Origin of the sequence: Arthrobacter pascens, assembly GCF_030815585.1 — a bacterium.
In the GTDB taxonomy this organism is placed as follows: Bacteria; Actinomycetota; Actinomycetes; order Actinomycetales; family Micrococcaceae; genus Arthrobacter; species Arthrobacter pascens_A.
In genome coordinates, this window is record NZ_JAUSWY010000001.1 from 4,624,198 (window position 1) to 4,650,204 (window position 26,007).

23 protein-coding genes are annotated in these 26,007 nt (G+C 64.9%); 12 read left to right on the plus strand and 11 right to left on the minus strand.

All coding sequences use genetic code 11. The annotated features are described in order from the left end of the window. Window positions 1–51: 51 nt before the first annotated feature. Complete coding sequence (locus tag QFZ30_RS21435; protein ID WP_307079779.1) at window positions 52–807, minus strand: hypothetical protein; 756 nt, start codon at window positions 805–807, stop codon at window positions 52–54. Between the two features lie 242 nt (window positions 808–1,049). Next, complete coding sequence (locus QFZ30_RS21440; protein WP_307079781.1) at window positions 1,050–1,607, minus strand: NAD(P)H-dependent oxidoreductase; 558 nt, start codon at window positions 1,605–1,607, stop codon at window positions 1,050–1,052. A gap of 124 nt (window positions 1,608–1,731) precedes the next feature. Between QFZ30_RS21440 and QFZ30_RS21445 the strand changes: the two genes are divergently transcribed. The 6 genes from QFZ30_RS21445 to QFZ30_RS21470 all read left to right on the plus strand — a co-directional run bounded on the left by QFZ30_RS21445 (window position 1,732) and on the right by QFZ30_RS21470 (window position 10,040). Further along, window positions 1,732–2,340 (plus strand): TetR/AcrR family transcriptional regulator, encoded by a 609-nt coding sequence (locus QFZ30_RS21445; protein ID WP_307079783.1) that lies wholly within the window; start codon window positions 1,732–1,734, stop codon window positions 2,338–2,340. Window positions 2,341–2,704: 364 nt separating this feature from the next. Beyond that, window positions 2,705–3,688, plus strand: a complete 984-nt coding sequence (locus QFZ30_RS21450) for an ABC transporter permease (protein ID WP_307079786.1) — start codon at window positions 2,705–2,707, stop codon at window positions 3,686–3,688. A 2-nt stretch (window positions 3,689–3,690) separates the two neighbouring features. Next, window positions 3,691–4,650 (plus strand): ABC transporter permease, encoded by a 960-nt coding sequence (locus QFZ30_RS21455; protein ID WP_307079788.1) that lies wholly within the window; start codon window positions 3,691–3,693, stop codon window positions 4,648–4,650. Continuing rightward, the gene (locus QFZ30_RS21460; protein ID WP_307079789.1) at window positions 4,647–6,884 is read left to right on the plus strand and encodes a dipeptide ABC transporter ATP-binding protein; all 2,238 of its coding nucleotides are present in this window, start codon (window positions 4,647–4,649) and stop codon (window positions 6,882–6,884) included. Before QFZ30_RS21455 ends, QFZ30_RS21460 begins: the two co-directional genes overlap by 4 nt. Before the next feature lie 51 nt (window positions 6,885–6,935). Next, window positions 6,936–8,654 (plus strand): ABC transporter family substrate-binding protein, encoded by a 1,719-nt coding sequence (locus QFZ30_RS21465; RefSeq protein WP_307079791.1) that lies wholly within the window; start codon window positions 6,936–6,938, stop codon window positions 8,652–8,654. Window positions 8,655–8,963: 309 nt separating this feature from the next. Next, entirely contained in the window at window positions 8,964–10,040 is a 1,077-nt protein-coding gene (locus tag QFZ30_RS21470; RefSeq protein ID WP_307079793.1) for a Gfo/Idh/MocA family protein, read from the plus strand. Window positions 10,041–10,133: 93 nt separating this feature from the next. On the opposite strand, the gene ald is transcribed toward QFZ30_RS21470, so the two are convergent. Continuing rightward, the gene (gene ald, locus QFZ30_RS21475; RefSeq protein WP_307079796.1) at window positions 10,134–11,252 is read right to left on the minus strand and encodes an alanine dehydrogenase; all 1,119 of its coding nucleotides are present in this window, start codon (window positions 11,250–11,252) and stop codon (window positions 10,134–10,136) included. A gap of 234 nt (window positions 11,253–11,486) precedes the next feature. Between ald and QFZ30_RS21480 the strand changes: the two genes are divergently transcribed. Next, window positions 11,487–12,707, plus strand: a complete 1,221-nt coding sequence (locus QFZ30_RS21480) for a PucR family transcriptional regulator (RefSeq protein WP_307079798.1) — start codon at window positions 11,487–11,489, stop codon at window positions 12,705–12,707. 22 nt (window positions 12,708–12,729) lie between these two features. On the opposite strand, the gene QFZ30_RS21485 is transcribed toward QFZ30_RS21480, so the two are convergent. Continuing rightward, on the minus strand, window positions 12,730–13,119 hold the full coding sequence (locus tag QFZ30_RS21485; protein WP_307079800.1) for a hypothetical protein: 390 nt from the start codon (window positions 13,117–13,119) through the stop codon (window positions 12,730–12,732). Window positions 13,120–13,194: 75 nt separating this feature from the next. Further along, window positions 13,195–13,614: a helix-turn-helix domain-containing protein gene (locus QFZ30_RS21490; RefSeq protein WP_307079802.1), complete on the minus strand. Its 420-nt coding sequence runs from the start codon at window positions 13,612–13,614 to the stop codon at window positions 13,195–13,197. Window positions 13,615–13,661: 47 nt separating this feature from the next. On the opposite strand from QFZ30_RS21490, the gene QFZ30_RS21495 reads away from it, so the two are divergent. Further along, window positions 13,662–14,444: an alpha/beta fold hydrolase gene (locus QFZ30_RS21495; protein WP_307079804.1), complete on the plus strand. Its 783-nt coding sequence runs from the start codon at window positions 13,662–13,664 to the stop codon at window positions 14,442–14,444. 24 nt (window positions 14,445–14,468) lie between these two features. On the opposite strand, the gene QFZ30_RS21500 is transcribed toward QFZ30_RS21495, so the two are convergent. Next, on the minus strand, window positions 14,469–14,747 hold the full coding sequence (locus tag QFZ30_RS21500; protein ID WP_307079806.1) for an HPr family phosphocarrier protein: 279 nt from the start codon (window positions 14,745–14,747) through the stop codon (window positions 14,469–14,471). A gap of 37 nt (window positions 14,748–14,784) precedes the next feature. Continuing rightward, window positions 14,785–16,470 (minus strand): phosphoenolpyruvate--protein phosphotransferase, encoded by a 1,686-nt coding sequence (gene ptsP, locus QFZ30_RS21505; RefSeq protein ID WP_307079808.1) that lies wholly within the window; start codon window positions 16,468–16,470, stop codon window positions 14,785–14,787. Window positions 16,471–16,632: 162 nt separating this feature from the next. Here ptsP and QFZ30_RS21510 point away from each other — a divergent pair, with 162 nt between their 5' ends. From QFZ30_RS21510 to QFZ30_RS21520, 3 genes are all read left to right on the plus strand, one after another. After that, window positions 16,633–17,361, plus strand: coding sequence for a TetR/AcrR family transcriptional regulator (locus QFZ30_RS21510; RefSeq protein ID WP_307079810.1), 729 nt, complete (start codon window positions 16,633–16,635; stop codon window positions 17,359–17,361). A gap of 125 nt (window positions 17,362–17,486) precedes the next feature. Continuing rightward, window positions 17,487–19,508 (plus strand): PTS mannitol transporter subunit IICBA, encoded by a 2,022-nt coding sequence (locus tag QFZ30_RS21515; RefSeq protein WP_307079812.1) that lies wholly within the window; start codon window positions 17,487–17,489, stop codon window positions 19,506–19,508. Beyond that, window positions 19,508–20,671 (plus strand): mannitol-1-phosphate 5-dehydrogenase, encoded by a 1,164-nt coding sequence (locus tag QFZ30_RS21520; protein WP_307079814.1) that lies wholly within the window; start codon window positions 19,508–19,510, stop codon window positions 20,669–20,671. The genes QFZ30_RS21515 and QFZ30_RS21520 overlap by 1 nt, the downstream gene beginning before the upstream one ends. Window positions 20,672–20,803: 132 nt before the next feature. Here QFZ30_RS21520 and QFZ30_RS21525 read toward each other — a convergent pair whose 3' ends face one another. Beyond that, window positions 20,804–21,103, minus strand: coding sequence for a hypothetical protein (locus QFZ30_RS21525; protein ID WP_307079816.1), 300 nt, complete (start codon window positions 21,101–21,103; stop codon window positions 20,804–20,806). Window positions 21,104–21,378: 275 nt separating this feature from the next. On the opposite strand from QFZ30_RS21525, the gene QFZ30_RS21530 reads away from it, so the two are divergent. Then, a complete protein-coding gene (locus QFZ30_RS21530) occupies window positions 21,379–21,903 on the plus strand; it encodes a GNAT family N-acetyltransferase (RefSeq protein WP_373462874.1) in 525 nt (174 codons plus the stop codon). Here the strand turns inward: QFZ30_RS21530 and QFZ30_RS21535 are convergent. From QFZ30_RS21535 to rraA, 3 genes are all read right to left on the minus strand, one after another. Then, complete coding sequence (locus tag QFZ30_RS21535) at window positions 21,900–23,339, minus strand: sugar porter family MFS transporter (RefSeq protein ID WP_307079820.1); 1,440 nt, start codon at window positions 23,337–23,339, stop codon at window positions 21,900–21,902. The two genes, QFZ30_RS21530 and QFZ30_RS21535, sit on opposite strands and share 4 nt — an antisense overlap. Before the next feature lie 213 nt (window positions 23,340–23,552). Continuing rightward, a complete protein-coding gene (locus tag QFZ30_RS21540; protein ID WP_307079822.1) occupies window positions 23,553–25,214 on the minus strand; it encodes an MDR family MFS transporter in 1,662 nt (553 codons plus the stop codon). Between the two features lie 175 nt (window positions 25,215–25,389). After that, window positions 25,390–25,887, minus strand: a complete 498-nt coding sequence (rraA, locus tag QFZ30_RS21545) for a ribonuclease E activity regulator RraA (protein ID WP_307079824.1) — start codon at window positions 25,885–25,887, stop codon at window positions 25,390–25,392. Between the last annotated feature and the right edge of the window lie 120 nt (window positions 25,888–26,007).

Below are 26,007 nucleotides of genomic sequence, written 5' to 3' on the forward strand. Positions count from 1 at the left end.
TTCCCGGTGAGCCGCTACACCTGTGCTTGCGGCCCCATTCACGGCTCAGGGCTATTTGAGGCTCAGGGCTTCGGTCAGCCCTACGCCGTTCACGTAGATCTCAGCCCGGATGGCGCCCACCGAGGAGACGGCGGTCTGGGTGAGCTGCGCTTCCATCCGCGGAATGTCGCACGTCCCGCCCGGCCGGATGGTGCCGGCGAGGTAGGCCGTCACCGTGGTGCCGTCGAAGCTGCCGGCCAGAAACTCCAAGGTGGACGCTGAGAGCGAGTTGTAGAGCCCGTCTGCCGGGTCGGCGGCGCTATCCAGCAGGGCGCGCATCGCCGTGTGTAAGGGCTCGGCCGCGCCGGCGATGGAATGGCGGATGCCCACCAGGCTGTCATTGCAGCCGAAGCGCACGCCGCCGCTGCCGCCGTCGTCCAGGAGCACGTAGTAGGCCGTGACCGTCTGGGTCCCTGCGGTGTTGCGGGACGGAGGAGCAGCCGGGGACGGTGCCGACGAAGGGTCCGCGCCTGATACCGGGGCTGTGCCCGGGACGGCGGCCTGGCCGCGGCCGGCGCCACCGGAGCCTGGCGATGCGCCTGGGGACGCGCTTGGCGACGCGCCGGGCGATGCGTCGGGGACGGTGCCGGATGATACCGGGCTGTCCGGGGGAGTGCTGTTCGCGGAGGATCCGGCTGGAGGGGCGTACTGCGGCTGGGGAGCGGGTTCCAGCAGTGCCTCCGGCGTTGCTGTCCGTTCGCTGATGTGTGAGTCTCCGGGAGATCCCGAAGTGGCAACGCAGGATCCCAGCCATAGAGGAAGCAGCATCGCCGCCGCCATCCTTGTCCTGGCACTCCGCCTGCTCGCCATGCCTGCACCGCATTCCTGTCCCGGTACGTTCCGTGCATTAACGTTACGGCCGCCCGGCATCGCAGAGAATGCCGGAGCGGTACCGGTTGGGACAAGACTTGGTCACGCTGCACCGTCTTCGCCCGCAGAGTGCACAGTGAGATAACAAAATGCCCCGGCCACCTCTGAACGGCGCCGGGGCATTTTGTGCGCAGTTGGCCTTATGCGGCGGACCGTGCAGCGGCCAAGGCGTCAAAAACGCCCTTGATCTGCTCAACAACCTCGGCGTCATCCTTCGGGTGCAGTTCCGCAAAGCGCACCATGGATCCCGGAACGGCCAGCTTGACGTCCTCAAGCACCTGGGCGCCCGCAATGCCGGCAGCCTTGCGGGCCTCGTCCTGGGCCCACACTCCGCCGAACTGGCCAAAGGCGGTACCGACGACGGCGGTGGGCTTGCCGGCGAGGGCACCGGCGCCGAAGGGACGGGACAGCCAGTCGATGGCGTTCTTCAGCGAAGCGGGCACCGTGCCGTTGTGCTCCGGGGTGACCAGGAGCAGGGTGTCGGCCTCGTTGGCGGCCGCGCGCAGGGCGGCGGCAGCGGCGGGCACCTGGCCCTCAATGTCGATGTCCTCGTTGTAGAACGGGATGTCGCCCAGGCTTTCGTGGATGATCACGTCAACCTGGTCCGGAGCGTTCAACTGAATGGCTTCGGCAAGCTTCTGGTTGGTGGAACCGGCGCGGAGGCTGCCGACGAGGGTGAGTACGGTGCTGTTGGACATGTGGACTCCTGGGGTTTGGGCTGCGGCGCGCCGCGAGCCGGTGGAAGGTGGAGGCAGTTGGGGCCTTCACCGGTCTAAACGGACTATGGTCCGGATATTATTCCCGGGGTCTAGAATATGGGATGTGAGCTTCATCCCCTTGCGACCCGGATCGTTGTCCGGCCCCGTTGCCGAACGCAGTGATGCCGCGCGGAACCGGGAGCGCCTGCTGGAAGCCGCGCGAAAACTAGTCGAAGAATGCGGCGCGGACGGACTCACCATGGACCGGCTGGCCGAACGCGCGGGTGTGGGCAAGGGGACCGTCTTCCGCAGGTTCGGCAGCCGGGCAGGCCTGATGATGACGCTGCTGAGCGATGCAGAGGCTGATTTCCAGGGACGCTTCATGTTCGGTCCGCCCCCGCTGGGACCCGGCGCGCCTGGCCTGGACCGGCTGATTGCCTTCGGGGCCGAACGGATAGCCTTCGTGCTGGAGTACGGGGACCTCGCGCGGGCAGCGGATGCCTCCATCCGGAATCGGTTTGAGGTGCCGGCAGTCGTGCTCTGGCACCGCCACATTGAGTTCCTGCTCCGCGAGGAAGGAATGGAGGCGGATCCGTGGCTGATGGCACTGTCCCTTAGTGCCATCCTGGACCCTGAACGGCTCTTGTATGCGGTGCGCGTTCACGGCGTCACCCCTGAGCGGCTGGCGGAATCCTGGCGGGAGCTCGTCACGCGGGTTATCCGCGGATCATAGCCTGACCCTGGAACCGGGAATCGTCCAGTCGAAATAGATTCACTGAACTATTCATAACGATTCGATACTGCGTGCGTGATTTCCGCCCTTTTGGGCACATATTGACAGGATCTGTGTGGTAATTTCCTCTGGAATGTGACCCGCGCAACAGAGTCCACCAAGACCTGGCTGGCGATGGTCGCGTGACGCCGGCTACCCGCTGGTTCAGAACCCGGAGCGGCGGCGTATCCCCTGCTGGCCGGGGAAGACGGAAGGATCATGATCGTGATTGTTGTTGAGGCCAATACCCCGATGCCGACGCACCGGACGCCCTTGCAGTCTTCGGGCATATTGCTGGCGGCGACGATACAGAAGTAGCCGCCACATGCTCAGGTACCTCGCCAAGCGCGGCGTCACGTATGTCTTCATGATCTTTCTGACCACCTCGGCCGGGTACTTCCTGGCGGTCAGTTCCCTCCAGCCCGCACTGCTGGAGCAGGAGCGCGTTCCGCGTCCGACGCCCGAGCAGGTTGCTAACTCCATGCGTCTAAAAGGCCTGGACCCCGACCTGAGCCCTTGGGAACGCTACGTGGAGTGGCTCACTGGCATCGTGACCCGTTGGGACTGGGGCCGCAGCCCCAACGGCGCCTACATCAATGCAGAATTCGGCGACCGCGTGTGGATCTCCACCCGGCTTTTCCTGGCCTCCATTGTCCTGACGCTCGTCATCGGTGTTGCCCTCGGGGTGTACTCGGCGGCACGCCAGTACAAATTCCAGGACCGCGTCATCACCTCCTACAGCTACCTCGCATATATTGTCCCTGCCCCCATTGCCTACTTCCTGGTGCAGCTGGGTGCCATCAATATCAACGAGACCGTCGGTGAGCGCATTTTCTTCGTCACAGGTATCTCCACACCCGGCATGGCACCGGGCTGGGAACAGTTCGTGGACATGCTGGCCCACTATGCGGTGCCCACCATCGCTATCACCCTGGTGGGCTGGGGGTCCTACCAGATTGCCCAGCGGCAGTACCTGCTGGACAACGTCAATGCAGACTTTGTCCGCACGGCCCGCGCGAAGGGACTGACCCGCAACCAGGCCATCACCCGGCACGCCCTCAGGGTTTCGTTCATCCCGGTGGCCCAGAGCATCGCCTTCACCATTCCTGCCATTTTTGCCGGCGGCTTCTTCGCCGAAAAGATCTTCGCGTGGCCCGGCGTCGGCTCTTGGAGCATAGATGCCATCTCCCTTCAGGACGTCAACGCGGCAACGGCCACCCTGGCCTACGGCTCCGTCATCTTTGCCCTCGGTGCCATCCTGGCTGACTTTGCCACCACGCTTGTTGACCCGAGAGTGAGGGTGCAGTAGCGATGACCAACCTCAATGCAGTCGATCCGGCAGCCGTCGCGGAGGAAGCGCACCTGGCGAGCGCCGACGTCGTGATTGCCAAGTCCACCATCATCTTCCGCCGCTTCATGCGCAACAAAACAGCGGTGGCGGGCCTGCTCATTTTCCTGGCTCTGACCGTCTTTTCCTTTGTGGGCGGATTCTTCACGCCCTGGGACAAGGAGACCATCGACCCGTTCAACATCGCTGTGCCGCCGTCCGGCGATCATTTCCTGGGCACTTCGCAGGCGGGCATCGATCTCTATGCCATGACGGTGGAGGGTACCAGGATCTCCATTCTGATCGGCCTGATCGTCGGGCTGGTTTCGGTGCTGATCGCAGCGGTTTACGGCTGCACCATGGCCTACTTCGGCGGCAAAGTGGACAAGGTCATGCTGTTCGTCCTCGAAGCGCTCATCATGATGCCTGCCCTGCTGGTGGTTGCCGTGGCCACCAGCGGCGGCGGCGATGGCCTGAGAAGGGACCTCCCCAGCTGGCTGCTGCTGATCATCGTGCTGCTGGTCTTCAGCTGGATGGGCACCGCCAGGCTGATCCGCTCCCTCTCCATGTCACTCATGCAACGGGATTACGTCAAGGCCGCCCAGTACATGGGCGTTCCGCCGCGCAGGATCGTGTGGCGGCACCTGGTCCCCAACGTCGGTTCGCTCCTGGTGCTGGACATCACCCGCGGCGTCACCGCAGCCATCCTTGCGGAAGTTGCCTTCTCCTTCATCGGGATCGGCATCAAGGTGCCGGACGTGAGCCTGGGCGTGCTGATCGGCGGTGCCACCTCGCAGGTCAACACCTTCCCATGGATGTTCTGGGTCCCACTGACCGTGATGTTCCTCCTGACCGGGTCCCTCGCCATGATGAACGACGGGCTGCGTGACGCCTTTGATCCCAGTTCCAGTTCCATCGGCAGCGCCAAGAAGAAGAGCAAATGAGCAGCGGAACATACATCGAACCGGCCGACGCCACCCACTCCGCCGCCGAGCGCCTTGAGATTGCCGGGCTGTACTCGCCGTCGGACGCCATCCTTTCCGTGCGGGACCTGCACGTCCGGTTCAACTCCGAGAACGGAGTGGTGCACGCCGTCAGGGGCGTGGACTTCGATCTGCTGCCGGGCAAGACCCTGGGCATCGTGGGCGAATCGGGGTCGGGAAAATCCGTCACGTCGCTCGCCATCATGGGCCTCCTTCCCACGACCGCTGAAATCACTGGCTCCGTACGGCTCAAAGGCAAGGAACTGCTGGGCCTCACTGATAAGGCCATGTGCGCCTACCGCGGTAACGACATCGCCATGGTGTTCCAGGATCCTCTGTCCTCCCTGACGCCGGTCTACACGGTGGGCGCCCAGATCACCGAGGCCCTGACCATCCACAACCCCGCCATGAGCAAACAGGCGAAAGAAGCCCGCGCCGTCGAACTTCTGGCGATGGTGGGCATCCCCAGCCCGAAGGACAGGCTTAAGGCTTTCCCGCATGAGTTCTCGGGCGGCATGCGCCAGCGGGTGATGATTGCGATCGCCATCGCCAACAACCCGCGGGTGCTGATTGCTGATGAGCCGACGACGGCCCTGGACGTCACCATCCAGGCCCAGGTACTGGAGGTGCTGCATACCGCGCAGGAGGAAACGGGTGCCGCCGTCGTGATGATCACGCACGATCTGGGTGTGGTGGCCGGTATGGCTGACGACATTATGGTCATGTATGCCGGCAAGCCGGTGGAAACAGGCAATGTCGACGACATCTACTACAACCCGCGGATGCCGTACACCATGGGTCTGCTCGGGGCAGTGCCCCGGGTGGACGTGGCGGAGAAGACATCCCTGGTTCCCATCGAGGGCATCCCGCCGAACCTGGTCTACAGGCCCACCGGCTGCTCCTTCGCGCCGCGGTGCCCCCTGGCCACAGATGCCTGCCTGGCCGGTGAGCCTGAGCTGTTGCCGGTTGAGGGCCATGAGGGTCACAACGCGGCCTGCATCAAGTCCGGTTCCTTGGGCGCGGACGTGGACGTCCACGAGATCTTTTCCGCACCGCCGGTACCGGTGTCCCGTTTTGACCTCATCCCGCGGCTGGAGCGCAGCACAGTCCTCCAGCTTAAGGACGTGCGCAAGCATTTCGCGCTCACCAAGGGCGCGCTGCTGAAACGGCGCATCGGCACGGTGAAGGCCGTCGATGGCGTCAGCTTCGACATCCGCGAGGGCGAGTGCTTCTCGATCGTCGGTGAGTCCGGGTCCGGGAAAACCACCACGCTCCTGGAAATCATGGAGTTCCATAAGGACCAGGACGGCGAGGTGACCATCGGCGGCATCAGCAACAAAGAAGCTGCCGATGCCAAGACCAAAAGCGCCATGCGCCGGGAACTGCAGATGGTCTTCCAGGACCCCACCGGCGCCCTGGATCCGCGGTTCACGGTGTACGAGGTCCTGGCCGAGCCTCTCCAGAACGCCGGCCTCGGCAGGCCTGCCATCAAAAAGCGGATCATGGAGCTGATGAAGCTGGTGGGTCTGCAGCCTGACCACGTCAACCGCTTCCCCAACCAGTTCTCCGGCGGCCAGCGCCAGCGAGTGGGCATAGCCCGGGCCCTGGCCGTGAACCCGAAATTGGTGGTTCTGGACGAGCCGGTCTCCGCGCTGGACGTCTCCGTGCAGGCCGGCGTCATCAACCTCCTGGACAAGCTCCGCGCGGAGCTGGGCCTCAGCTACCTGATGGTGGCGCACGATCTTTCTGTGGTCCGCCACATCTCCAACCGCGTGGCGGTCATGTACCTGGGGAAGATCGTAGAGGTCGGCGAAGTGGACCGGGTCTTTGACAACCCGCGCCACCCGTACACCCGCGCACTGCTGTCCGCCATCCCCGTTCCGGATCCGCAATTGGAGCGCACACGGGAGCGGATCATTCTGCAAGGAGACCTGCCTTCTCCCCTGGACGCCCCCAAGGGCTGCAACTTCGCCACCCGCTGTCCCGTCTTTGCCGCGCTGCCGCTGGCCAAGAAGGAACAGTGCCTCACGCTGGAACCGCCGCTGGAATCTGTTCGCCCGTCCGCCGCGGCCCAGGTCCTCGAGGCAGGCCCGGTACCGCCCCCGGACCAGCAGTTTGCCTGCTTCTTCCCGGACGGCGAGCTTGCCGAGGACATGCTGGTGGTCCACGAAACGGCGGAACACGATGCACCCTAGATTTTTCGACCCATCACAAGCACCACCACTCGCACCAATGAAGGGAAAACCATGAAGAATCTGACCAGGATTGGGGGAGCGGCGGCTGTAGCTGCGACTCTGGCGCTGACGGCCTGCGGGGGCGGCGGCACACCCACCGGACCGGAGACAGGCCAGGGACAGGGAGCCGGCAGCGACTTGTCCAAGCTCATCAGCATCAACGAGAAGCCTGCCGCCGATCTTGAGCAGGGCGGCAAGGTCACCCTCCCGCTCGGCAGCATCGGACCGAACTTCAACGGGTTCTCCAATGACGGCAACAGCTCTGACAACTCCGCAATGATGGCCCCGATCAACCCCGTGGCGGTCACCGGTGGCGGAATCGGCGGCTGCTGGAAGGTGGACTTCGAAGGCAAGGCCACGCCCAACAAGGATTTCTGCGAATCCGTGGAGAGCGAGGTGAAGGACGGCAAACAGATCGTCACCATAAAGGTCAACGACAAAGCCACCTTCAATGACGGCACTCCCATCGACATCAAGGCCTTCCAGAACACCTGGAACATCCTGAAGAGCCCGGATGCCGGCTACGACATCGTCTCCTCCGGGTCCTACGCCTTCGTCGAGTCAGTGGAGGCAGGCAGCAGCGATAAGGAAGTCATCACCACGCTGAGCCAGCCCGTCTACCCGCTGGAAGACCTCTACTTTGGCCTCATCCACCCCGCCGTGAACACCCCCCAGATCTTCAACGAGGGATTCGTTGGCGAAATGCACCCGGAATGGATGGCGGGACCGTTCAAGGTGGACCAGTATGACGCGGCCGGCAAGACCGTGAGCCTGGTGCCGAACGAGAAGTGGTGGGGCAACAAGCCAGTCCTGGAGAACGTGGTGTTCCGCCAGCTTGAGACCAGCGCCCAGATCGCCGCCTTCAAGAACGGCGAAATCGACGCCATGTCCGCCAACACCATCGCCCTCTACAAGCAGCTCGAGGGCACCAAGGACTCCGAGGTCCGCCGCGGCCAGCGGCTCTTCGCCGGCGGCATGAACATCAATGCCCAGAAGATCACCGACGTTGCAGTCCGCAAGGCGATCTTCGCGGCCGTGGACCGCGAAGCCCTCCGCAAGGTCCGCTTCAACGGGCTGAACTGGGAGGAGCCCAGCTCCGGCTCCATGATGCTCCTGCCGTTCTCCGAGTACTACCAGGACAACTACCCCGTCAAGGAATCCGGCGCCGATGCTGCCAAGAAGATCCTCACCGACGCCGGATACACCGCGAATGCCAACGGCATCATGGAGAAGGACGGCAAGCCTGCCGCCTTCAAGATCAGCAACTTCGGTGATGACCCCACCACCCTGGCCTTCACCCAGACCCTGCAGAAGCAGCTGCAGGCCGGCGGCCTGGACGTGGGCATCGACCAGCGTGCTTCCGCCGACTTCGGCAAGGTCATCGGCGGCCGCGACTTCGACATGAGCGTCTCCGGCTACACCGTTGGCGCCGACGCTACGTCCGCCGTCAAGCAGTACTACGACTCCAAGACCAACGAAAACGGACTGGGCGACGCCGAACTGGACAAGAAGATCGCAGACCTGACCTCCATCGAGGACAACGCCGAGCGCAACAAGGCAGCAATGGACGTGGAGAAGGAGCACATGGCGAAGTACTTCTCCATGGGCGTGGTCATGAACGGCCCGCAGATCTCCTTCGTCCGCACCGGCTTGGCCAACTACGGACCGTCCCTGTTCCAGAGCCTGTCCCAGGTTCCGGACTGGACCACCCTCGGCTGGGTCAAGAAGTAGCACCTCCCGCCTGGCACAAATCATCACGGCCACGGCCGGCATCTCTGGACGTCCGGGAGGTGCCGGCCTTCGTCGTTGACCCGGACCTCCCTCCTGGGACCCTCTCTCACATCCTGCTGGTTTTCTTGGGACGCTCTCGCAGCTCCTGCTGGTTTTCTTGGGACGCTCTCGCAGCTCCTGCTGGTTTTCTTGGGACGCTTTCGCAGCTCCGGCTCAGTTCTTTTTCTGACCCTGACCGAATTTGCGAGAGCGTTGGCGAAAAGGGGGCGGGATCTGAGGGATGGTTGAGGGCGGGGTAGCGTTGCCCGTATGACCCGGACTGAAAATGAGCGCACTATCCGCACCGCCGTCGTCGGCTATGGACTCTCCGGGAGCGTCTTCCATGCGCCGCTGATCGCCGCGGACCCGCACTACTCGCTTGACGTCGTCGCAACGTCCGACGCCGGCAGGCAGGCTGCCGCTTCCGGGCGGTACCCGGGTGCCAGCACAGTGCCCGACGCCGATGCGGTGCTTGCGCTTGCCGGTGACCTTGACCTGGTGGTGCTTGGGACTCCTCCGGCCACCCATTATCCGCTGGCAAAGGCCGCGCTTGAGGCCGGGCTCGATGTTGTGGTGGACAAGCCCTTCGCGGTGCGCAGCGGGGAGGGGCAGGAGCTGATCGGTCTGGCGGAAAGGATGGGCCGGGTGCTGACTGTATTCCAAAACCGGCGCTGGGACGGGGATTTCCTGACCCTCCGAAAGCTGCTCGCGGGCGAGGCGCTGGGGAACGTGACCCGCTTCGAATCAAGCTTTGAACGGTGGTCCCCGGAGATTTCCAAGGCCTGGAAGGCCCATGCCACGGCGGCCGACGGCGGAGGCGTGCTGTTTGACCTTGGCACGCACCTCATCGACCAGGCCCTTCAGCTCTTCGGTCCCGCCACCGTGGTCCACGCGGAACTCCAGGCCCGGCGGCCGGACGAAAAGGTGGATGACGATTGCTTCCTGGTCCTGCGGCACGGGTCGAACGTGATCAGCCACCTGACCATGAACATGCTCTGCGCCCAGCAGGGCCCGCGCTTCCGCGTCCTTGGCTCCGCAGCAGCTTTCACCAAGCACGGCGTGGATCCGCAGGAGCCGTACATCGTGGCCGGCGGCGGCCCGCTGGACGCCGACTATGGCGTTGAGGCGCCGGAGTGGGCCGGGGTCCTGGGGCGTGACGGGCACCTGGATACGCTGCCCACGGAGCGGGGAGCCTACCCGGAGTTCTACCGGATCCTGGGGGACAAGATTCTCGACGGCGGCACAGGCTCTATGCTTCCGCTCCCGGTAGATCCGGCAGGCCCCGTGGAGGTCCTCAAACTAATAGAAAAGGCACGCGAACTGGCCACGGCGCAGAAAGGGCCTTAACGTCGGAACGGCAGCCATCCAGAAAGCGTGCGTCAGAGCGACGAAGGAGCAGCACGCGTTGGATGACTGCCGTTCCGACGGCAACCAGCAGGACTACGCGGAGACCAGTTCGTGCCAGTCGGCCACGAGGGGCAGGCTGTGCGCCTCGGACACGGAGTGGTGCGCCACGTGGCCGGCGGCGATGTTGAGTCCGGCGGCCAGGGACGGGTCGCGGTCGAAAGCGGCCCTGACGCCCAGGTTGGCCAGGGACACGGCGTACCGCAGCGTGACGTTCGTCAGTGCGTACGTGGACGTGTTGGGCACGGCCCCGGGCATGTTGGCCACGCAGTAGAAGATGGTGTTGTGCACCTTGTACGTGGGCTGCTGGTGCGTGGTGGGGTGGGTGTCCTCGAAGCAGCCGCCCTGGTCCACGGCGATGTCGACGAGCACCGAGCCGGGCTTCATGCGGGCCACGAGTTCGTTGCTGACCAGCTTGGGGGCCTTGGCGCCGGGGATCAGCACGGAGCCGATCACCAGGTCCGCATCCACCACTGATTTCTCGACCTCGTACTTGTTCGAGGCCACGGTCTTCAGCCGGCCCTGGTACTGGGCGTCCAGTTCGCGGAGGCGGTTGATGTTGATGTCCAGGATGGTCACGTCGGCGCCGAGCCCCAGGGCCATGGCAGCGGCGTTGGTTCCTGCCACGCCTGCCCCGAGCACCACAACCTTGGCCGGGCGGACACCCGGGACGCCGCCCAGCAGCACTCCCTTGCCGCCGGCCGGAGCCATGAGTGACGTGGCACCCACCTGGACCGAGAGCCGGCCGGCAACCTCGGACATCGGTGCGAGCAGGGGAAGGGTGCGGCCCTCCTGGACAGTCTCGTAGGCGATGGCTGTCACGCCCGAGTTGATGAGTTCGCGGGTCAGTTCCGGCTCCGCGGCGAGGTGCAGGTACGTGAACAGCACCAGGCCCTTGCGGAAGCGGTGGTATTCGGCCTTGATGGGTTCCTTGACCTTCATCACCATATCGGCGCGGTCCCAGACGTCATCGGCCTCGGCGACGATCTCCGCGCCGGCGATGGCGTATTCCTCGTCCGTGATGCCTGAGCCCAGGCCGGCCCCGCGCTCCACCAGGACGGCGTGGCCGTTGGCGCGGAACTCGTGAACTCCGGCGGAGGTGATCGCCACGCGGAATTCGTTGTTCTTGATCTCTTTGGGGACACCGATGATCATTTTGGGCTCCATTTTCTCGGGCGGGGTAGGCCTGAAATTGCGGGGACTGGTAGTGATTCCAGAATAAATCCGGTTGTGAGGCAGGCGACACGGCCGGCGCTGGGCCCCAGACCGCAATCCGCGTGATTCCGCAGGTTTTGCTTCTGCCTGCTAGACATTTGTCGAGCGCCCGAGCGTCAGGTGTCGCCTCGTGTTCGTTCGCTGGAATCCCTCCACGGGCAGTAGTGTTGGCCCATGCAGCAGCAGGATGTGGAACAGCTTGTGGAGCATGTGGCACAAAAGCTCGGTCGGGGACTTTCGCTGGAGGACCTGGACGGATTGTTGCTCGCTTACAGCTCGAACCAGTCCCACGCGGACCGGGTCCGGGTCAACTTTCTGCTGAGCAAACGGGTCCCCGCGGACGTCAGCGCCTGGCAGCTTTCGCACGGAATCGCAACGGCGGTCCGGCCCGTCGTGGTACCTGCCAATCCGGACTTGGGGATGCTGGGCCGGGTCTGCGTTCCGCTGATGGTGCGCGGCTTCCGGGTGGGCTACCTCTGGGTCCAACAGGACTCGGCAGAGGAAAGCCCGACGGCGATCCTCACCCAGTTGCCCGACGTCAGCCATGACTTGGAGCTGCTCTCCGGCCTGCTGCTGGAATCCAACACAGCCGAATCCGAGTTCCGGCGCGGCCGGGAGCGGGAGTTCCTTGCCGCGTGCTCCGGTGAGGCCAACGCGGTGGCTGCGGTGGCGGGCTGGAAGGAAATCCAGGACCGGGGGCCATGGCAGATGGTCACCGTGCTCGACGCCGATGGCTGGGCCGGCGGACCGGATCCCATTGCGTCCACGCTGATCCACAGATCGGCTGCCCTGCAGGCGACGGTTGGAGTGGACGCCGCACTGTTCAGCGCCGGGACGGAAACCCATTCGGTGATGCTGTTCCGGGAATCCGTCGGCAGGGCCAACCACGCCCAGGTGCTGGTCCATTACCAGCTGGAGCTGGCCAAGCGTTCAGGCCGTCCGGTGCACCGCATCATCCTGGGAATCAGCGATGGGTTCGCCAAGCCACGTGCACTCGCCGAGGCCTACCGGCAGTCCAAGCAGGCTGCACAGGCTGCAGCGGTTGATCCCCAGCTCGGAGAGCTCGTGGACTGCCGCTCCACGGGGGTTTACCAGTTGCTGGCATCGGCGGGCGGTGGCGCTGGTGCCTGGGCAGATTCCGGATCCGTCTACTTCCTTATGCTGGAGGATCACGACCGCAACGGCGAACTGATCCCTGTCCTGGAGCTTTTATACGACAACGACGGGTCAGTGCAGGACGTGGCCACCAAGCTCCATCTGCACCGCAGCAGCATCTACAACCGGCTGGGCCGCATCCGCCAGCTCCTGGGCGTGGACCCGCTCAAGGGAATGGCCAGGCTGGAACTCCACGCTGCCCTCAAAATGCGGCGCTGGGCGGCCAGGCCGCGGATCTAGGGAAGGCTCAGCAGTGTGCGTGTCAGGCCGCGTTACCTTCACGATTGGACGGTTCGCCGGCTGACGCGCCCGGGTCGGATGCGGACTGGTGCTCCGGCGAAGAATGGTGCGTAATGTCCTGGTGCAGGGCGGCCTCCGTTTCGCGAGGAGGCTCCGCGGATGCCGCAGGTTCCAAGGACACAGCGGGCTCCAAGGACGTGGCCTGCTCCAGGGAGGCGGCCTGCTGCAGCGTCAGCGACTCGCGCCGGCGCCGGGAGAGCGCACTGTCGGCCCACATGGCGACGGCCACAAACACCACGCAGCTGGACATCACCACGGCCGTGTTGTTCAGTTTCATGGCGGATCCGAGCATGGCGGCCACCATCATGGCGGCTACGCCCGCCACCACGTGCAACCCTCTGAAGTTCGCCACAATGCCAAGCTTAACCCCGGCCAGCCGCGTGATTCAGGGCTTGATAAAGATCGTTGCTTGATCCTTATCACTCCGTCACGCAGAGGCGGATCCACCGTCATTTTCGGCGGCCTGGTATTTCGCGTGCTCGGTCCTCTTCTGCTGGTCCAGCCAGGCCATGATGCTGGCCAACCGGATGCGCCGGTGAGTGCCGCGGTATTCCACCGGTATTTCGCCGCGGTCTGTCATATTGCGGAGGTACGTGTGGGAGATGCCGGCAAGCTCCGCGGCCTGGGACGTGGTGAGCATTTCCTCCACACTGCTGACGGCCACCGCTTCCCCGCGGCTGAACCTGCTGAGGAGATCAACGACGGCGTCCCTCGCCTGGGACGGCAGCCGGTGGACCGTGCCATCCACAAATACCGTGATGTCATGGCTCCCCTGAAGCGCCTGCTGTAGTTTTTCTGCCTCCTCGGCCGGGAGGCCAGCCGTCATTTTCGGAGCGATCAGTACCATGGCAACAGCCTATCCCTGTGCCTTAGGACGACAGGTATGCTCGCCTGATGAAACTCCGTGGTGGCCAAGACGTTGAATCGGGTGGGCTGACGGGCCGGCTCTATGCCTCGGTGGGACCCAGCGGCACCGGCCCCCGCCGGACCTACGTGCTCCTGCATGGGATCGGCGTCTCCCACCGCTACTTCGCACGGCTGCACCGGGAGCTGGCCCTGGCCGCCGACGTCTACTCCTTTGACCTGCCGGGCTTTGGCGACGCACCGCGACCCAGCCGCCAGGTGCCGGTGGGGGAGTACGCGGCCTTTGTAAACGAGGTCCTGGCCGATGCCGGGGTCAGGTCCTGCGTGGTGATCGGCCATTCCATGGGCACCCAGTATGCCGTGGAACTTGCCTTGCAGGAGCCCGGGCTGGTGGCCGGCGTGGTGCTGATGGGTCCCGTTGTGGACAGCAGCAGGAAGTCGGCGCTGGCCCAGGCCCTGGATCTGACCCGCGATGCCGTGTTCAGCGAAAGCCTGACCTCGAACGTCGTGGTGTTCTCGGACTATGTCCGCGCGGGGCTGCGGTGGTACCTGACCCAGTTGCCCGTGATGATGGAGTATCCGCTCGAGTCCAGGGTCCAAGGGGTCAGCCAGCCCGTGCTGGTGATGCGCGGAAGCAAAGACCCGGTGGCCCGCCATCCATGGTGCGGGCAGCTTGCGGCGCTTGCACCCCGGGGCAGCCTGGCGGAAATCCCGGGGCAGGGCCACGTTTGCCAGCACACAGCCCCGGGCCTGGCCACGGCGGCGATCAGGAGTTGGGTCAGGGCCGCGGACGGGTTTGGCGTGACCCCCTGACCCGGGCTCGGCACGACGGCCTGACTATTCGGCGTCGAGGTCCGTTTCCAGGAGCTTGACCAGCGAATCGAGCGCCGCGTCGGCGCCCTCACCGTCAGCGCGCAGCACCACCACATCACCCTTGGCGGCCCCGAGTGTCATCAGGGAGAGGATGCTTGACGCGTCCAACGCGTCATCCTCCGGATCCTCCTGCATGGCAATAGTGACGTCCACTCCTACGTCGCCGGCCGCTTCGGCGAAAAGCGCGGCCGGGCGTGCGTGCAGCCCTGAGCGGCTGGCGATCGTGGCGGTGCGTTCGGGCATTGTTCCTCCTGGTGGGTGGTGGTGCGGGGAGCCTCGGTTACAGGCCGAGTTCGTCCAGTACGGGCAGCTTCTCCCGCACCCACGCGCGTGCCTCGGTGGCGCTGGGAGCGGACAGTGCCAGTTTGGCCAGCTGCTGTGCCTCGGCCAGGGTGACGGTCTTCAGTACCGCTGCCACCGCTGCCAGCGACCGTGCTGTCATGGACAGCGTGGAAACGCCCAGTCCGGTGAGTACGACCGCGAGGGCCGGGTCCGCTGCTGCCTCACCGCAGACGCCCACGGGTTTGTTGTGTCCCTCAGCGCGGGAGCCTTCAACAGTCAGGCCCACCAGGCGCAGGACGGCCGGCTGCCAGGGCGTGTTCAGGTTGGCGAGCGGGCCCAACTGGCGGTCCGCGGCCATGGCGTACTGGGTGAGGTCGTTGGTGCCCAGGCTCGCGAAGCCCACTTCACGCAGAATGGATTCTGCGGTGAGCGCGGCGGACGGGACCTCCACCATCACGCCGGGATTGGTGATGCCGGCGGCGGCGCACATGGAGGCGAAGTGGGCAGCTTCTTCCGCGGTCGAAATCATCGGGGCCATGACCCACACATCCGCGTCGGAGTCCTTCTCGGCGAGGGCGATCGCCTGCAGCTGGCGCTCCAGGACGCCGGGCGTGGTGAAGTCAGTGCGGTAGCCGCGGACGCCCAGGGCGGGGTTGGGCTCTGTGGCGTCGGTCAGGAACGGGAGCGGCTTGTCGGCGCCGGCATCCAGGGTGCGGAGGACCACTTTCTTGCCCGGGAAGGCGTCAAACACACTCTTGTAGGCGGCGGCCTGCTCTTCGACAGTGGGTTCGGTATCACGCTCCAGGAAGCAGAATTCGGTGCGGAAAAGCCCCACGCCCTGGGCATCGAGGCGGGCAGCTGCCACGGCGTCCTTGCCGCCGCCCACATTGGCGAGCAGCGGCACCAGGTGGCCGTCCGACGTCGAGCCGTTGCCGTCAAAGACCGCCAACAGTGAGGCGTTGGTGGCCCACGCTTCTGCGGCGGCGCGCTGGACGCCATCCGGATTCACCGTGATGGAGCCGGCCGCCCCGTCAACATAAACCTCGGTGCCGTCCGGCAGTTCGTCCACACCTGCCGCTGCCACTACTGCCGGCAGCCCGAGGGAGCGGGCGATGATGGCAGTGTGCGACTGGGGGCCGCCGCCGGCGGTGACCAGGGCCAAGACCTTTTCCGGGTCCAGCGTGGCGGTATCCGCCGGCGCCAGGTCCTCTGCAACCAGGATGAAGGGCGTGCTGGAGGACGGGATCCCAGGGGCGGGCACCCCGCGCAGTTCGGCAACGATGCGGGCCCGGACGTCCAGGACGTCGGTGGCGCGCTCGGCCATGTAGCCGCCCAGGTTGTGCAGCATCTCGGAGACCGAGGCGCCGGCCTCCCAGATGGCGCGCTGTGCTGAGGTTCCGCGTGCTATCAATTTGGCGGCGCCCTTGATGAGCATGGTGTCCTTGGCCATCAGCGCCGTGGCCTCCAGGACCGCCTTGCCATCTCCGCTGGCCGTTTCCGCGCGGGCCTTGAGCTCGTCATGGACGGCTCCGGCGGCCGCCTTGAGGGCAGCCGTGGCCTCTTCTGCGGAGGTGTCTCCGGCGAGCTGTTCTCCGGCCGGTGGTTCGCTGATGGGTTTGGGCATCTGACGGATGGTGCCGATGATGCGGCCGGGGCTGACGCCTACTCCTGGGAAGTTCTGCACTGAAGGTCCTCATTCTCTGCCGGTGGCCAGGCCCGCCAAGGTTGCCCCGGCGCCGTGCCGGGGGCCGCCGCAACCGCTGTGTGCGGTGGCGGAAAACGTGCCTGAAAAAATTGTATGTGATGCAGTTCATATAACAACGCTATAGGTGATAGGGTAGCGGTTATGAGTTTGGATGGCCAGCTTCCCCCCAAAATGAGACTGCTGCGTGCGGCGGCCGAATTGTTGGCCAACTCTGCGGGAGCACCAGTTTCCACCCGCCAGATCACTCAGCTGGCGGGCGTCACGGCGCCAACGCTGTACCACCACTTCGGTGACAAGGAAGGTCTGTTCGACGCCGTCGTCGCCGCAGGTTTTGAAGAGTATGTTGCGGGCGAGAGGGACTTCGCCCCATCCGGACACCCGCTGGAAGACATCCGGCGGATGTGGGACAACCACGTCCAGTTCGGGCTCAACCAGCCGGAACTGTACTTGGTGATGTTCGGCAATATCCGGCCTGAAAGCCGCCCCGCCATCGTCGCTGATGCCGAGGCGCTGATGGAGGAGCTGCTGAACAAGGCAGCGATGGCGGGCCAGCTGAATGTCCAGCCGCGGGAGGCAGCCAGGAGCATCCTGGCCGCCACGGTGGGTGTGACCCTCATGCTGATTGCGGAACCCGCCACCGAGCGGAACCTTGAACTGTCCACCATGACCCGGGACGCCATGATCTTCGCGGTGTCCTCTGAGCAGGCTGCCGGTGCAAACCCGGACGACTCCGGGAAGTCCTCGGTGGTGGTGGCAGCGATCGCCCTGAACGCCGCGCTTCAGGCATCGCACTCAGACCAGCTCTCCAGCTCGGAACTCAAACTCTTCCTCGAATGGCTTCACCGGATCTCGGGCAGCTCCAACAGCTAGACAGCGCCACAGGCCCGGCAGCTTCACCTTTGTGAATGGCAGCTTCACCTTTGTGAATGGCAGTACCCTCGTCGAAAATATCGGACCATCCTGCGGAGCAGCAGGAATCACGGTTAGGAAATCACATGGCAACAGAGACAGTTGCAAAACCCCGCACCAGCGTGCGGGTTGGCGTCCAGAAGTTCGGGACGTTCCTGTCCGGCATGATCATGCCCAACATCGGGGCGTTTATCGCCTGGGGCCTCATCACCGCTCTCTTCATTGAGAAGGGCTGGATCCCCGTGCCTCAGCTCGGCGGCTTCGGCACCAACGCCGAGGGAGTGACGAACACGGGCCTGGTGGGCCCCATGATCACCTACCTGCTGCCTCTCCTGATTGCCTACACCGGTGGCAGGATGGTCTACGACGTCCGCGGCGGCGTCGTGGGTGCCATCGGCACGATGGGTGTGATCGTGGGCGCCGGGATCCCGATGTTCATTGGCGCCATGATCATGGGCCCGCTCGGCGGCTGGACCATGAAGAAGATCGATTCCCTCTGGGAGGGGAAGATCCGCCCCGGCTTCGAGATGCTGGTGAACAACTTCGCGGCCGGTATCTGGGGTGCACTGCTGGCCATGCTGGGCTTCTACGGAATCTCCCCTTTGGTCACTGCCTTCAGTACGGGGGCAGGCAACGTGGTCCAGTTCCTGGTCAACAACGGCCTCCTGCCGCTGACCAGCATTTTCATTGAACCCGCCAAGGTGCTGTTCCTGAACAACGCCATAAACCACGGCGTGCTGACCCCGCTGGGCATCCAGCAGTCGCTTGACCAGGGCAAGTCCATCCTGTTCCTGCTGGAAGCCAACCCCGGCCCTGGCCTGGGTATCCTGCTCGCCTACATGTTCTTCGGCCGCGGAATTGCCAAGGCCTCAGCCCCCGGCGCTGCCATCATCCACTTCTTCGGCGGCATCCACGAAATATACTTCCCCTACGTCCTGATGCGTCCGTTGCTGATCCTGGCCTCGATCGCAGGCGGCATGACGGGCATCGCCACGCTGGCCATCACCAACGCGGGCCTCGTTGCGCCGGCGGCTCCGGGTTCCATCATCGCGGTGATCGCCCAAACCTCCCGTGACAGCTACATCGGCGTGATCCTCTCGGTGGTGCTCGCCACCGCGGTGTCGTTCCTGGTTGCCTCCGTGATCCTGAAGACCACCAAGCACAGCGACGAAGTAGACCTGACCGATGCCACTTCCCGCATGGAAACCATGAAGGGCAAGAAAAGCTCGGTCTCCTCGGTCCTGACTGGCGCAGGCACGGGTGCCGCAACCACTGCTGTCCTTGCCGGCCCCATCAAGAACATCGTGTTCGCCTGCGACGCCGGCATGGGTTCCAGTGCCATGGGTGCCTCGGTGCTGCGGAACAAGATCAAGGCGGCCGGTTTCCCGGACGTCAAGGTCACCAATGCGTCCATCGCCAGCCTCAGTGACACCTACGATGTGGTGATCACCCACCAGGACCTGACTGAGCGGGCCAAGCCCGCGACGTCGAACGCCGTGCATTATTCCGTGGACAACTTCATGAACAGCCCGCGGTACGACGAGATTGTTGAGCTGGTCAAGAGCAGCAACACCGAGGGAACCTCACCGGAAACGGCCGACGGCGGTGCTCCCGCCAGCGCAGCAACTGCGGCACCGGCCGCCGGAGTCGCTACCGAAGCCGCCGCCGTCGGGCCTTCCGACATCCTGGTGGCTGACAGCGTCATCCTCAACGGCAGCGCCACCAACCGGGACGCCGCGATCGATGAAGCCGGCCAGCTGCTGCTGGACCGCGACGCCGTCGACGAGGGCTACATCGCGGCCATGCACGAGCGCGAGGAATCCGTGTCCACTTACATGGGCAGCTTCCTGGCCATCCCGCACGGCACCAACGCAGCCAAGGACCACATCAAAAGGTCCGCGGTGTCCGTGATCCGTTACCCGGACGGCATCGACTGGAACGGCAAACAGGTCAAGTTCGTGGTGGGCGTGGCAGGCATCAACAACGAGCACCTGCACATCCTGTCCTCCATCGCGAAGGTCTTTACCGACAAGGCCCAGGTGGCGCAGCTTGAAGCGGCCACCACGGTGGATGAAGTGCTGGAGCTATTCGGAAAGGTCAACTCATAATGAAGGCTGTACATTTCGGAGCCGGCAACATCGGCCGGGGATTCGTGGGACTGCAGCTGCACCAGGCCGGGTATGAGGTGGTGTTCGCCGATGTCGCGGATGGACTCATCACCCAGCTGGCGGCGGCGGAGAGCTACGCCGTCCACGAGGTGGGGGAGAACCCCACTGTCCGGACGGTGGATAACTTCCGGGCGCTGAATTCCGGCACCCAGGAAGCCGAACTGGTGGCGGAAATCGCGACGGCGGACATCCTCACCACCGCCGTGGGACCGCACATCCTGAAGTTCGTGGCACCGGCCATCACCAAGGGCATCGCCGCACGCGACGCCGCCCTGGCGCCGCTGCAGGTCATGGCCTGCGAGAACGCCATCAACGCCACGGACATCCTCCGCGCGGAAGTAGCCGCGCTCTGGGATGAGGCCGCGGGCTCCCTGGACTCCGCGGCGGTGTTTGCGAACACTGCCGTGGACCGGATTGTGCCCAACCAGGAACCAGGGCAGGGCCTGGACGTCACCGTGGAGACGTTCTACGAGTGGGTCATCGACCGGACGCCCTTTGCCGGGGCGGCGCCGGTGATCCCGGGTGCAACATTCGTCGACGAGCTCTCGCCCTATATCGAGCGGAAACTTTTCACGGTGAACACGGGGCATGCCGCCGCGGCGTACTTCGGCTTCGAGGCCGGCTTGGAGAAGCTCTCCGAGGCGATGGCCGATCAGGATGTGGCCGAAGACGTGCGGGCCGTCCTGGAGGAAACCAAGCAGCTCCTGGTTGCCAAGCATGGCTTCAACAACGACGAGCAGGAAGCCTACGTCCAGAAGATCCTGGCCCGGTTCTCCAACCCGCACCTGCCGGACACCGTCAACCGGGTGGGCCGGGCTCCGCTGCGGAAGCTGAGCCGGCATGAGCGGTTCATCGGCCCGGCCGCTGAACTGGCTGAACGCGGGATTGTGCCGGAGGCGCTCCTGGGCGCCATCGCCGCAGCCCTGCGTTTCAACGACCCCGCCGACGCCGAGGCCACCGAACTCGCGCAGATCCTCGCATCGTCCACGGCGGGCGACGCCACGGCTTCGATTACCGGCCTGGCTCCGGAGCACCCCTTGTTCGACGCCGTGTCCACGCTGGTGGAGGAACGCCAGGCGGAAGAGGCCAAGGCCCCGGCCTGACCCCTTCCCTCCAACGCTCTCTCACTTTTCGCTGCTTTTTCCGGAACCCTCTCGCAGATCCTGCGCCTTTTTCCGGAACCCTCACGCACCGTACGACGCCGGCACCCAACGTGGTGCCGGCGTCGTCGTACTTTACTGCGGCTCCCGCGCGGCATTGTCCTGCAGCCGGCCCGCCCGCGCCAGCGACGAATCCAGGTGCCGCATCACCAGCGAGGCGGCCACCAGGGCGGCGGAAAACGGCAGGAAGAACAATGTAACCAGCTGGAACGCGACACTCAGAACCGCGGCAAGGGCAGCGGAATAGGCCGGTCCAAGCTGTAGGATCTGCAGCACTTGGGGAGCAAGAATTATGGCGACGGCGCCGATGGCGCCCACGATGATTCCTGTCCGCAGAGTTGTTCTTGGCAAGCTTGAGACGACGTTCTGATCCATCCCGGACCCTCCCCAATACAGTGACTCATGCCATCGCTGGCCTCTGAGCCAAACAATAGTCGGAGCGCAGCACAAAGTAACGCGTTCTGGGGCTTTCACAAGAAGGGGCAAAGCCGCCCTCACCCGAACTGAGAGAGGGTTCCGCCCCAGGCGGCCGAAAGTGAGAGAGCGTTGGGGATTAGGACGCCGAAAGTGAGAGAGCGTTTAGGGGAAGGAGCGCGGCCTCCGGCTTCTCACAAGAAGGGCTACGTCCGGGCCGGGTGTGGAATGCTGGATTGGTGACCCAGAACCCACATGCCCGGCCCCCTTTCCTGACTGCCGACGTCGACGGTGGGAGGTTGCGTCTCCGGCACGCCCAACGGTCTGATCTCCCTGCCATCGTGGGATTGCTCGCGGACGACTCGCTGGGTGCCGCCCGCGAAAAGGGGGAGGATTTTGCTCCGTATGAGGAGGCGTTTGAAGCGATCGACGCCGATCCCTCCCACTTGCTGGTTGTTGGGGACCTGCTGCCCGCCGGCGAGGCCTCGGGTCCGGTAGTTGCCACGTTCCAGCTGAGTTTCCTCCCGGGCATCTCGCGCCGGGGGTCGTGGCGTTCCCAGATCGAGGGCGTCCGGGTGGCCGGGAGCCTGCGCGGCCAGGGAATTGGCAACCTGATGGTCCGGTGGGCAATCGACGAGTCCAGGCGCCGCGGCTGCACGGTGATGCAGCTGACAACCCACAAGACGCGGACCGCCGCCCACAAGTTCTACGAGCGCCTGGGCTTTGACGCGAGCCACGAGGGCATGAAGCTGACCCTCTAGGCCTTCGCGGACCCCTTCGGCACGAACAGCGTCTCGGCCTGCTCCAGCGACATGCCGTTGGTTTCCGGCACCTTGAACATCACAAAGAAGAACGACGCCGCCGCGAACAGTGCGTACATCGCGTACGTGAGCGGCAGCGAGGCGGACGCCATAACGGGGAAGCTGAGCGTGATGGCAAAGTTGGCCACCCACTGCGCGGCGGCGGCCAGGCCCAGGGCCCGGGCGCGGATGCGGGACGGGAAGATCTCGCCGAGGAGCACCCACACCAGCGGGCCCCAGGATGCGCCAAAGCTGACCACAAAGACGTTGGCGGCCACCAGCGCCACGGGACCCCACGCGCCGGGGAGGGAGATCTCCGAGCCGGACCCCACCGCAGAGGAGAAGGCCAGGGCCATGGTGCCCAGCGAAGCTGCCATGCCGATGGAACCCGCCAGCAGGATGGGGCGTCGGCCGATCCGGTCCACCAGCGCAATGGCCACCAGCGTCACCAGGATGTTGGTGATGGATGTAGCCACGGAGATGGTGAGCGAGTCCTTTTCCTGGAAGCCCACGGCCTTCCACAGCGTGGTGGAGTAGTAGAAGATCACGTTGATGCCCACAAACTGCTGGAGCACGGACAGAGTGATTCCCACCCATACGACTGCCTGCAGGCCGAAGGTCTTGCCGCGGAGGGATCCCTTCTGGCCGGCCAGTTTGTCCTCTTCGATGGCGTCCTGGATCTCGCGGATGTGCCGGTCCGTGTCCTCTGCCGGGGCGATGGAGTCAAAGACCTTGCGGGCTTCCTCATCCTTGCCCTGGAACACCAGGAAGCGCGGCGACTCCGGCAGGGTATACGCGATCCAGCCGTACACCACGGCAGGCACGGCCGCGGCCAGGAACATCCAGCGCCAGGCCTCAATGCCCAGCCAGAACCCCTGGTCGGCGCCGCCCGCACTCGTGGCAAAGAGGGCGTCGGACAGGAGCGCGGCGAAGATACCCGTGGTGATGGCCAGCTGCTGCAGCGAGGCCAGCCGTCCGCGCACATGGCGCGGGGAGATCTCGGAGATATAAGCGGGGGCGATCACCGAGGCCAGCCCGATTCCCAGCCCTCCCACGAGGCGCCAGAAAATCAGGTCCCAGACGCCGAAGGCGAAGCCCGTGCCGATGGCGCTGACCAGGAACAGCAGCGCGCCCAGCTTCATGGCGGGGATGCGTCCGTAGCGGTCGGCAACTTTTCCGGCGAGATAGGCGCCGGCGGCGCAGCCCAGCAGGGCGACGGCCACGGCAAAGCCGGTGACCGCCTCGGACAATGCAAACTCGTCCTGGATGGCGTCCACTGCCCCGTTCACCACGGACGAGTCGAAGCCGAAGAGGAAGCCCCCCACTGCGCCTGCGAGCGCCAGCCAGATCACCCGCTGCGGGATCTTGGCGGTTAACTGCTCCTTGGCGGTGGACATGGTGCTCCCTGGGGTCGGGGTTGGGTGGATGCGGTGCGGACGTCATCGGCTGCGGTACCGGCCCAGACAGCCGGCGCACACGCGCTACACAGTGTGGCACGCCGCGGCCCGCCGTTCCACTTCGGGTCTTTCCCCACCGAAGCGGAGGACGACGACGGCGGGAGGCGCCGCCGTCGTACCACTCCAGTCCAGTCCCGGCCCGGGTAAGTTCAGCTAGTGCGCCAGTACAGCCACCGTTTCTGGCTCCTCCGCGGCCTTCGGGTCCGTCAGCCTCTTGTTCGGCAGCGCGAAGCTGATGAGGAACGCGACGCCCATGAGCACGGCCGCGGTGATCATGACGGTGTCGATGGCGTAGGCGAAGCCCTCGGTGATGGGCCGGGTGAGCACGCTGTTGGCGGAGTGCAGCCAGCTGGTGTCATTGAGCGAATCGTTGGACGCGCCGTTCTGGAAGAACTCGTACAGCTTGGCGTTGGCGGGGTCGGCGGCCACGGCGGGATCCTTAAGGACGGCCTGGTAGTCGGGGTTCTGCATGGCCGAGGTCATGGCGTCGGCAATCCTGTTCGCGGCCAGGCTGAACAGCATGGAGATGAACACGGCCGTGCCCACGGCGCCACCCATGGAGCGGAAGAACGCGGCGGAGGAGGTGCCTACGCCCATGTCCTTCGGCGGAACGGAGACCTGCATGGCCAGCGTGAGCGGCTGCATGCAGAAGCCAAGACCCAAGCCAAAGAACACCGCAATCACGCCGGGAACCCAAAGCCCTGTGTCCACGCCCAGCGACAGGCCCATCACCAGGGCGGCCGCCGTCAGGATGGCCGTACCCATGATCGGGAAGATCCGGAAAATACCGGACGCCGAAATGGTGCGCCCGGCGGTGACGGAACCGGCCAGGATGCCCACCGTGAAGGTGATCATCATCAGGCCGGCCTCGGTGGGGGTGAGGCCCTTGACCAGCTGCAGGTACATGGGGAGCATGGCGATCGCCCCGAACATGCCTATGCCGATGATGAAGTTCAGCAGCGAGGACAGGCCAAACGTGGTGTTCCTGAACAGCCGCAGCGGGATGAGGGCGTAGTCGCCGGCACGCTTTTCAGCCAGCAGGAACCAGATGATGCCCACCACGCCCAGGCCGTAGCAGAGGAACGAGTTCAGGGAGGTCCAGCCCCAGCTCCGGCCCTGCTCCGCCACAAGCAGCAGCGGGACGATCGCCAGTGTGATGGCGGCGGCGCCCCAGTAGTCAATCTTCTGTCTCACGTGCTTGGCCGGCAGGTGCAGATAGAGGAACACCACGGCCAGCGCGGCCAGGCCGATGGGCAGGTTGATGAAGAACACCCAGCGCCAGCCGTCGAAGCCCAGGATGTTGGCGGATCCGGCGAATGCGCCGCCCACCACGGGTCCCAGCACGGAGGAGATGCCGAACACCGACATGAAGTAGCCCTGGTACTTGGCCCGGTCCTTCAAGGAAACGATGTCGCCGATGATGGTCAGCGCGAGTGCCAGCAGGCCGCCGGCGCCCATGCCCTGGATGCCGCGGGCAATGGCCAGTTCGGTCATGGTGTGGACGGAACCCGCATACAGCGAACCGGCCAGGAAGATCACGATCGCGGCCAGGTACAGCGGACGGCGGCCGAAGATATCGCTCAGTTTGCCGTAGAGCGGAGTGCTCACGGTGGAGGTGATGAGGTACGCGGTGGTGGCCCATGCCTGGAGGGAGAGTCCGTCCAGGTCGTTGGCGATGGTGTAGATGGACGTGGAGACGATGGTCTGGTCCAAGGACGACAGGAACATGCCGAGCATGAGTCCCACCATCACTGTGATCGTCTGACGGTGCGTCAGGGTGTCGCCGGCGGCCCGCACGGCAGTGCTTTTGGACATTGTTGCTCCAAGGGGAAGAAAGAGGAATCAAGCGCGATAGTTGCTTTCAGTAACTATGTTAGTTTCCGATTTGTTCCCGCAGGCGAAGATTCTTTCCCGCCTTGCCTCGAAGGGTGGGTTTTCGGCGGTCTGCGGTGGCCTGAGTGCCGAGATCTATCCCCTCAGCGCGATCGGGTCAGCGCTCCACCAGGACGCCGTCAGGGTCGCACCAGATCGTGGCGCCGGGGCGGATGGCCACACCGTCGATCTCCAGGTCCACGTCAACCTCGCCGGCTCCTGCCTTGGCGCTCTTGCGGGGGTTGCTGCCCAGCGCCTTGACCCCCAGGTCGAGCCCGGCGATCGCCTGGCGGTCTCGGATCGCTCCGTTGATGACGACGCCGGCCCAGCCGTTTGCCACTGCGCTCTCGGCAATCATGTCCCCCATCAGGGCCGTGGCCAGCGAGCCCCCGCCGTCCACCACCAGGACGGCCCCGTTCCCCGGAGTGGCCAGGGTGGACTTCACCAGCGCGTTGTCCTGAAAGCAGCGGATGGTCCGGACCGGGCCGCTGAAGTGTGAACGGCCGCCCAAGGACTGGAACTGGATCGACACCGAGGCCAGGTCCTCGCCGCGCTCATCGTAGAGATCGGCGGTGTTGATGGAAGGGCTGGAGGGGCTTTCGGCGGCGGCGTTCATGGTTCTCCTTCGGTGGTCAGGCACTGCCTTTGAGGCTACGCCCTCCGGGCATTGTGCCGTATGACAAGCGGTGCGGTGATGCCCACGATAGTCTGATTTTCAGAACCACCAACCGTTACA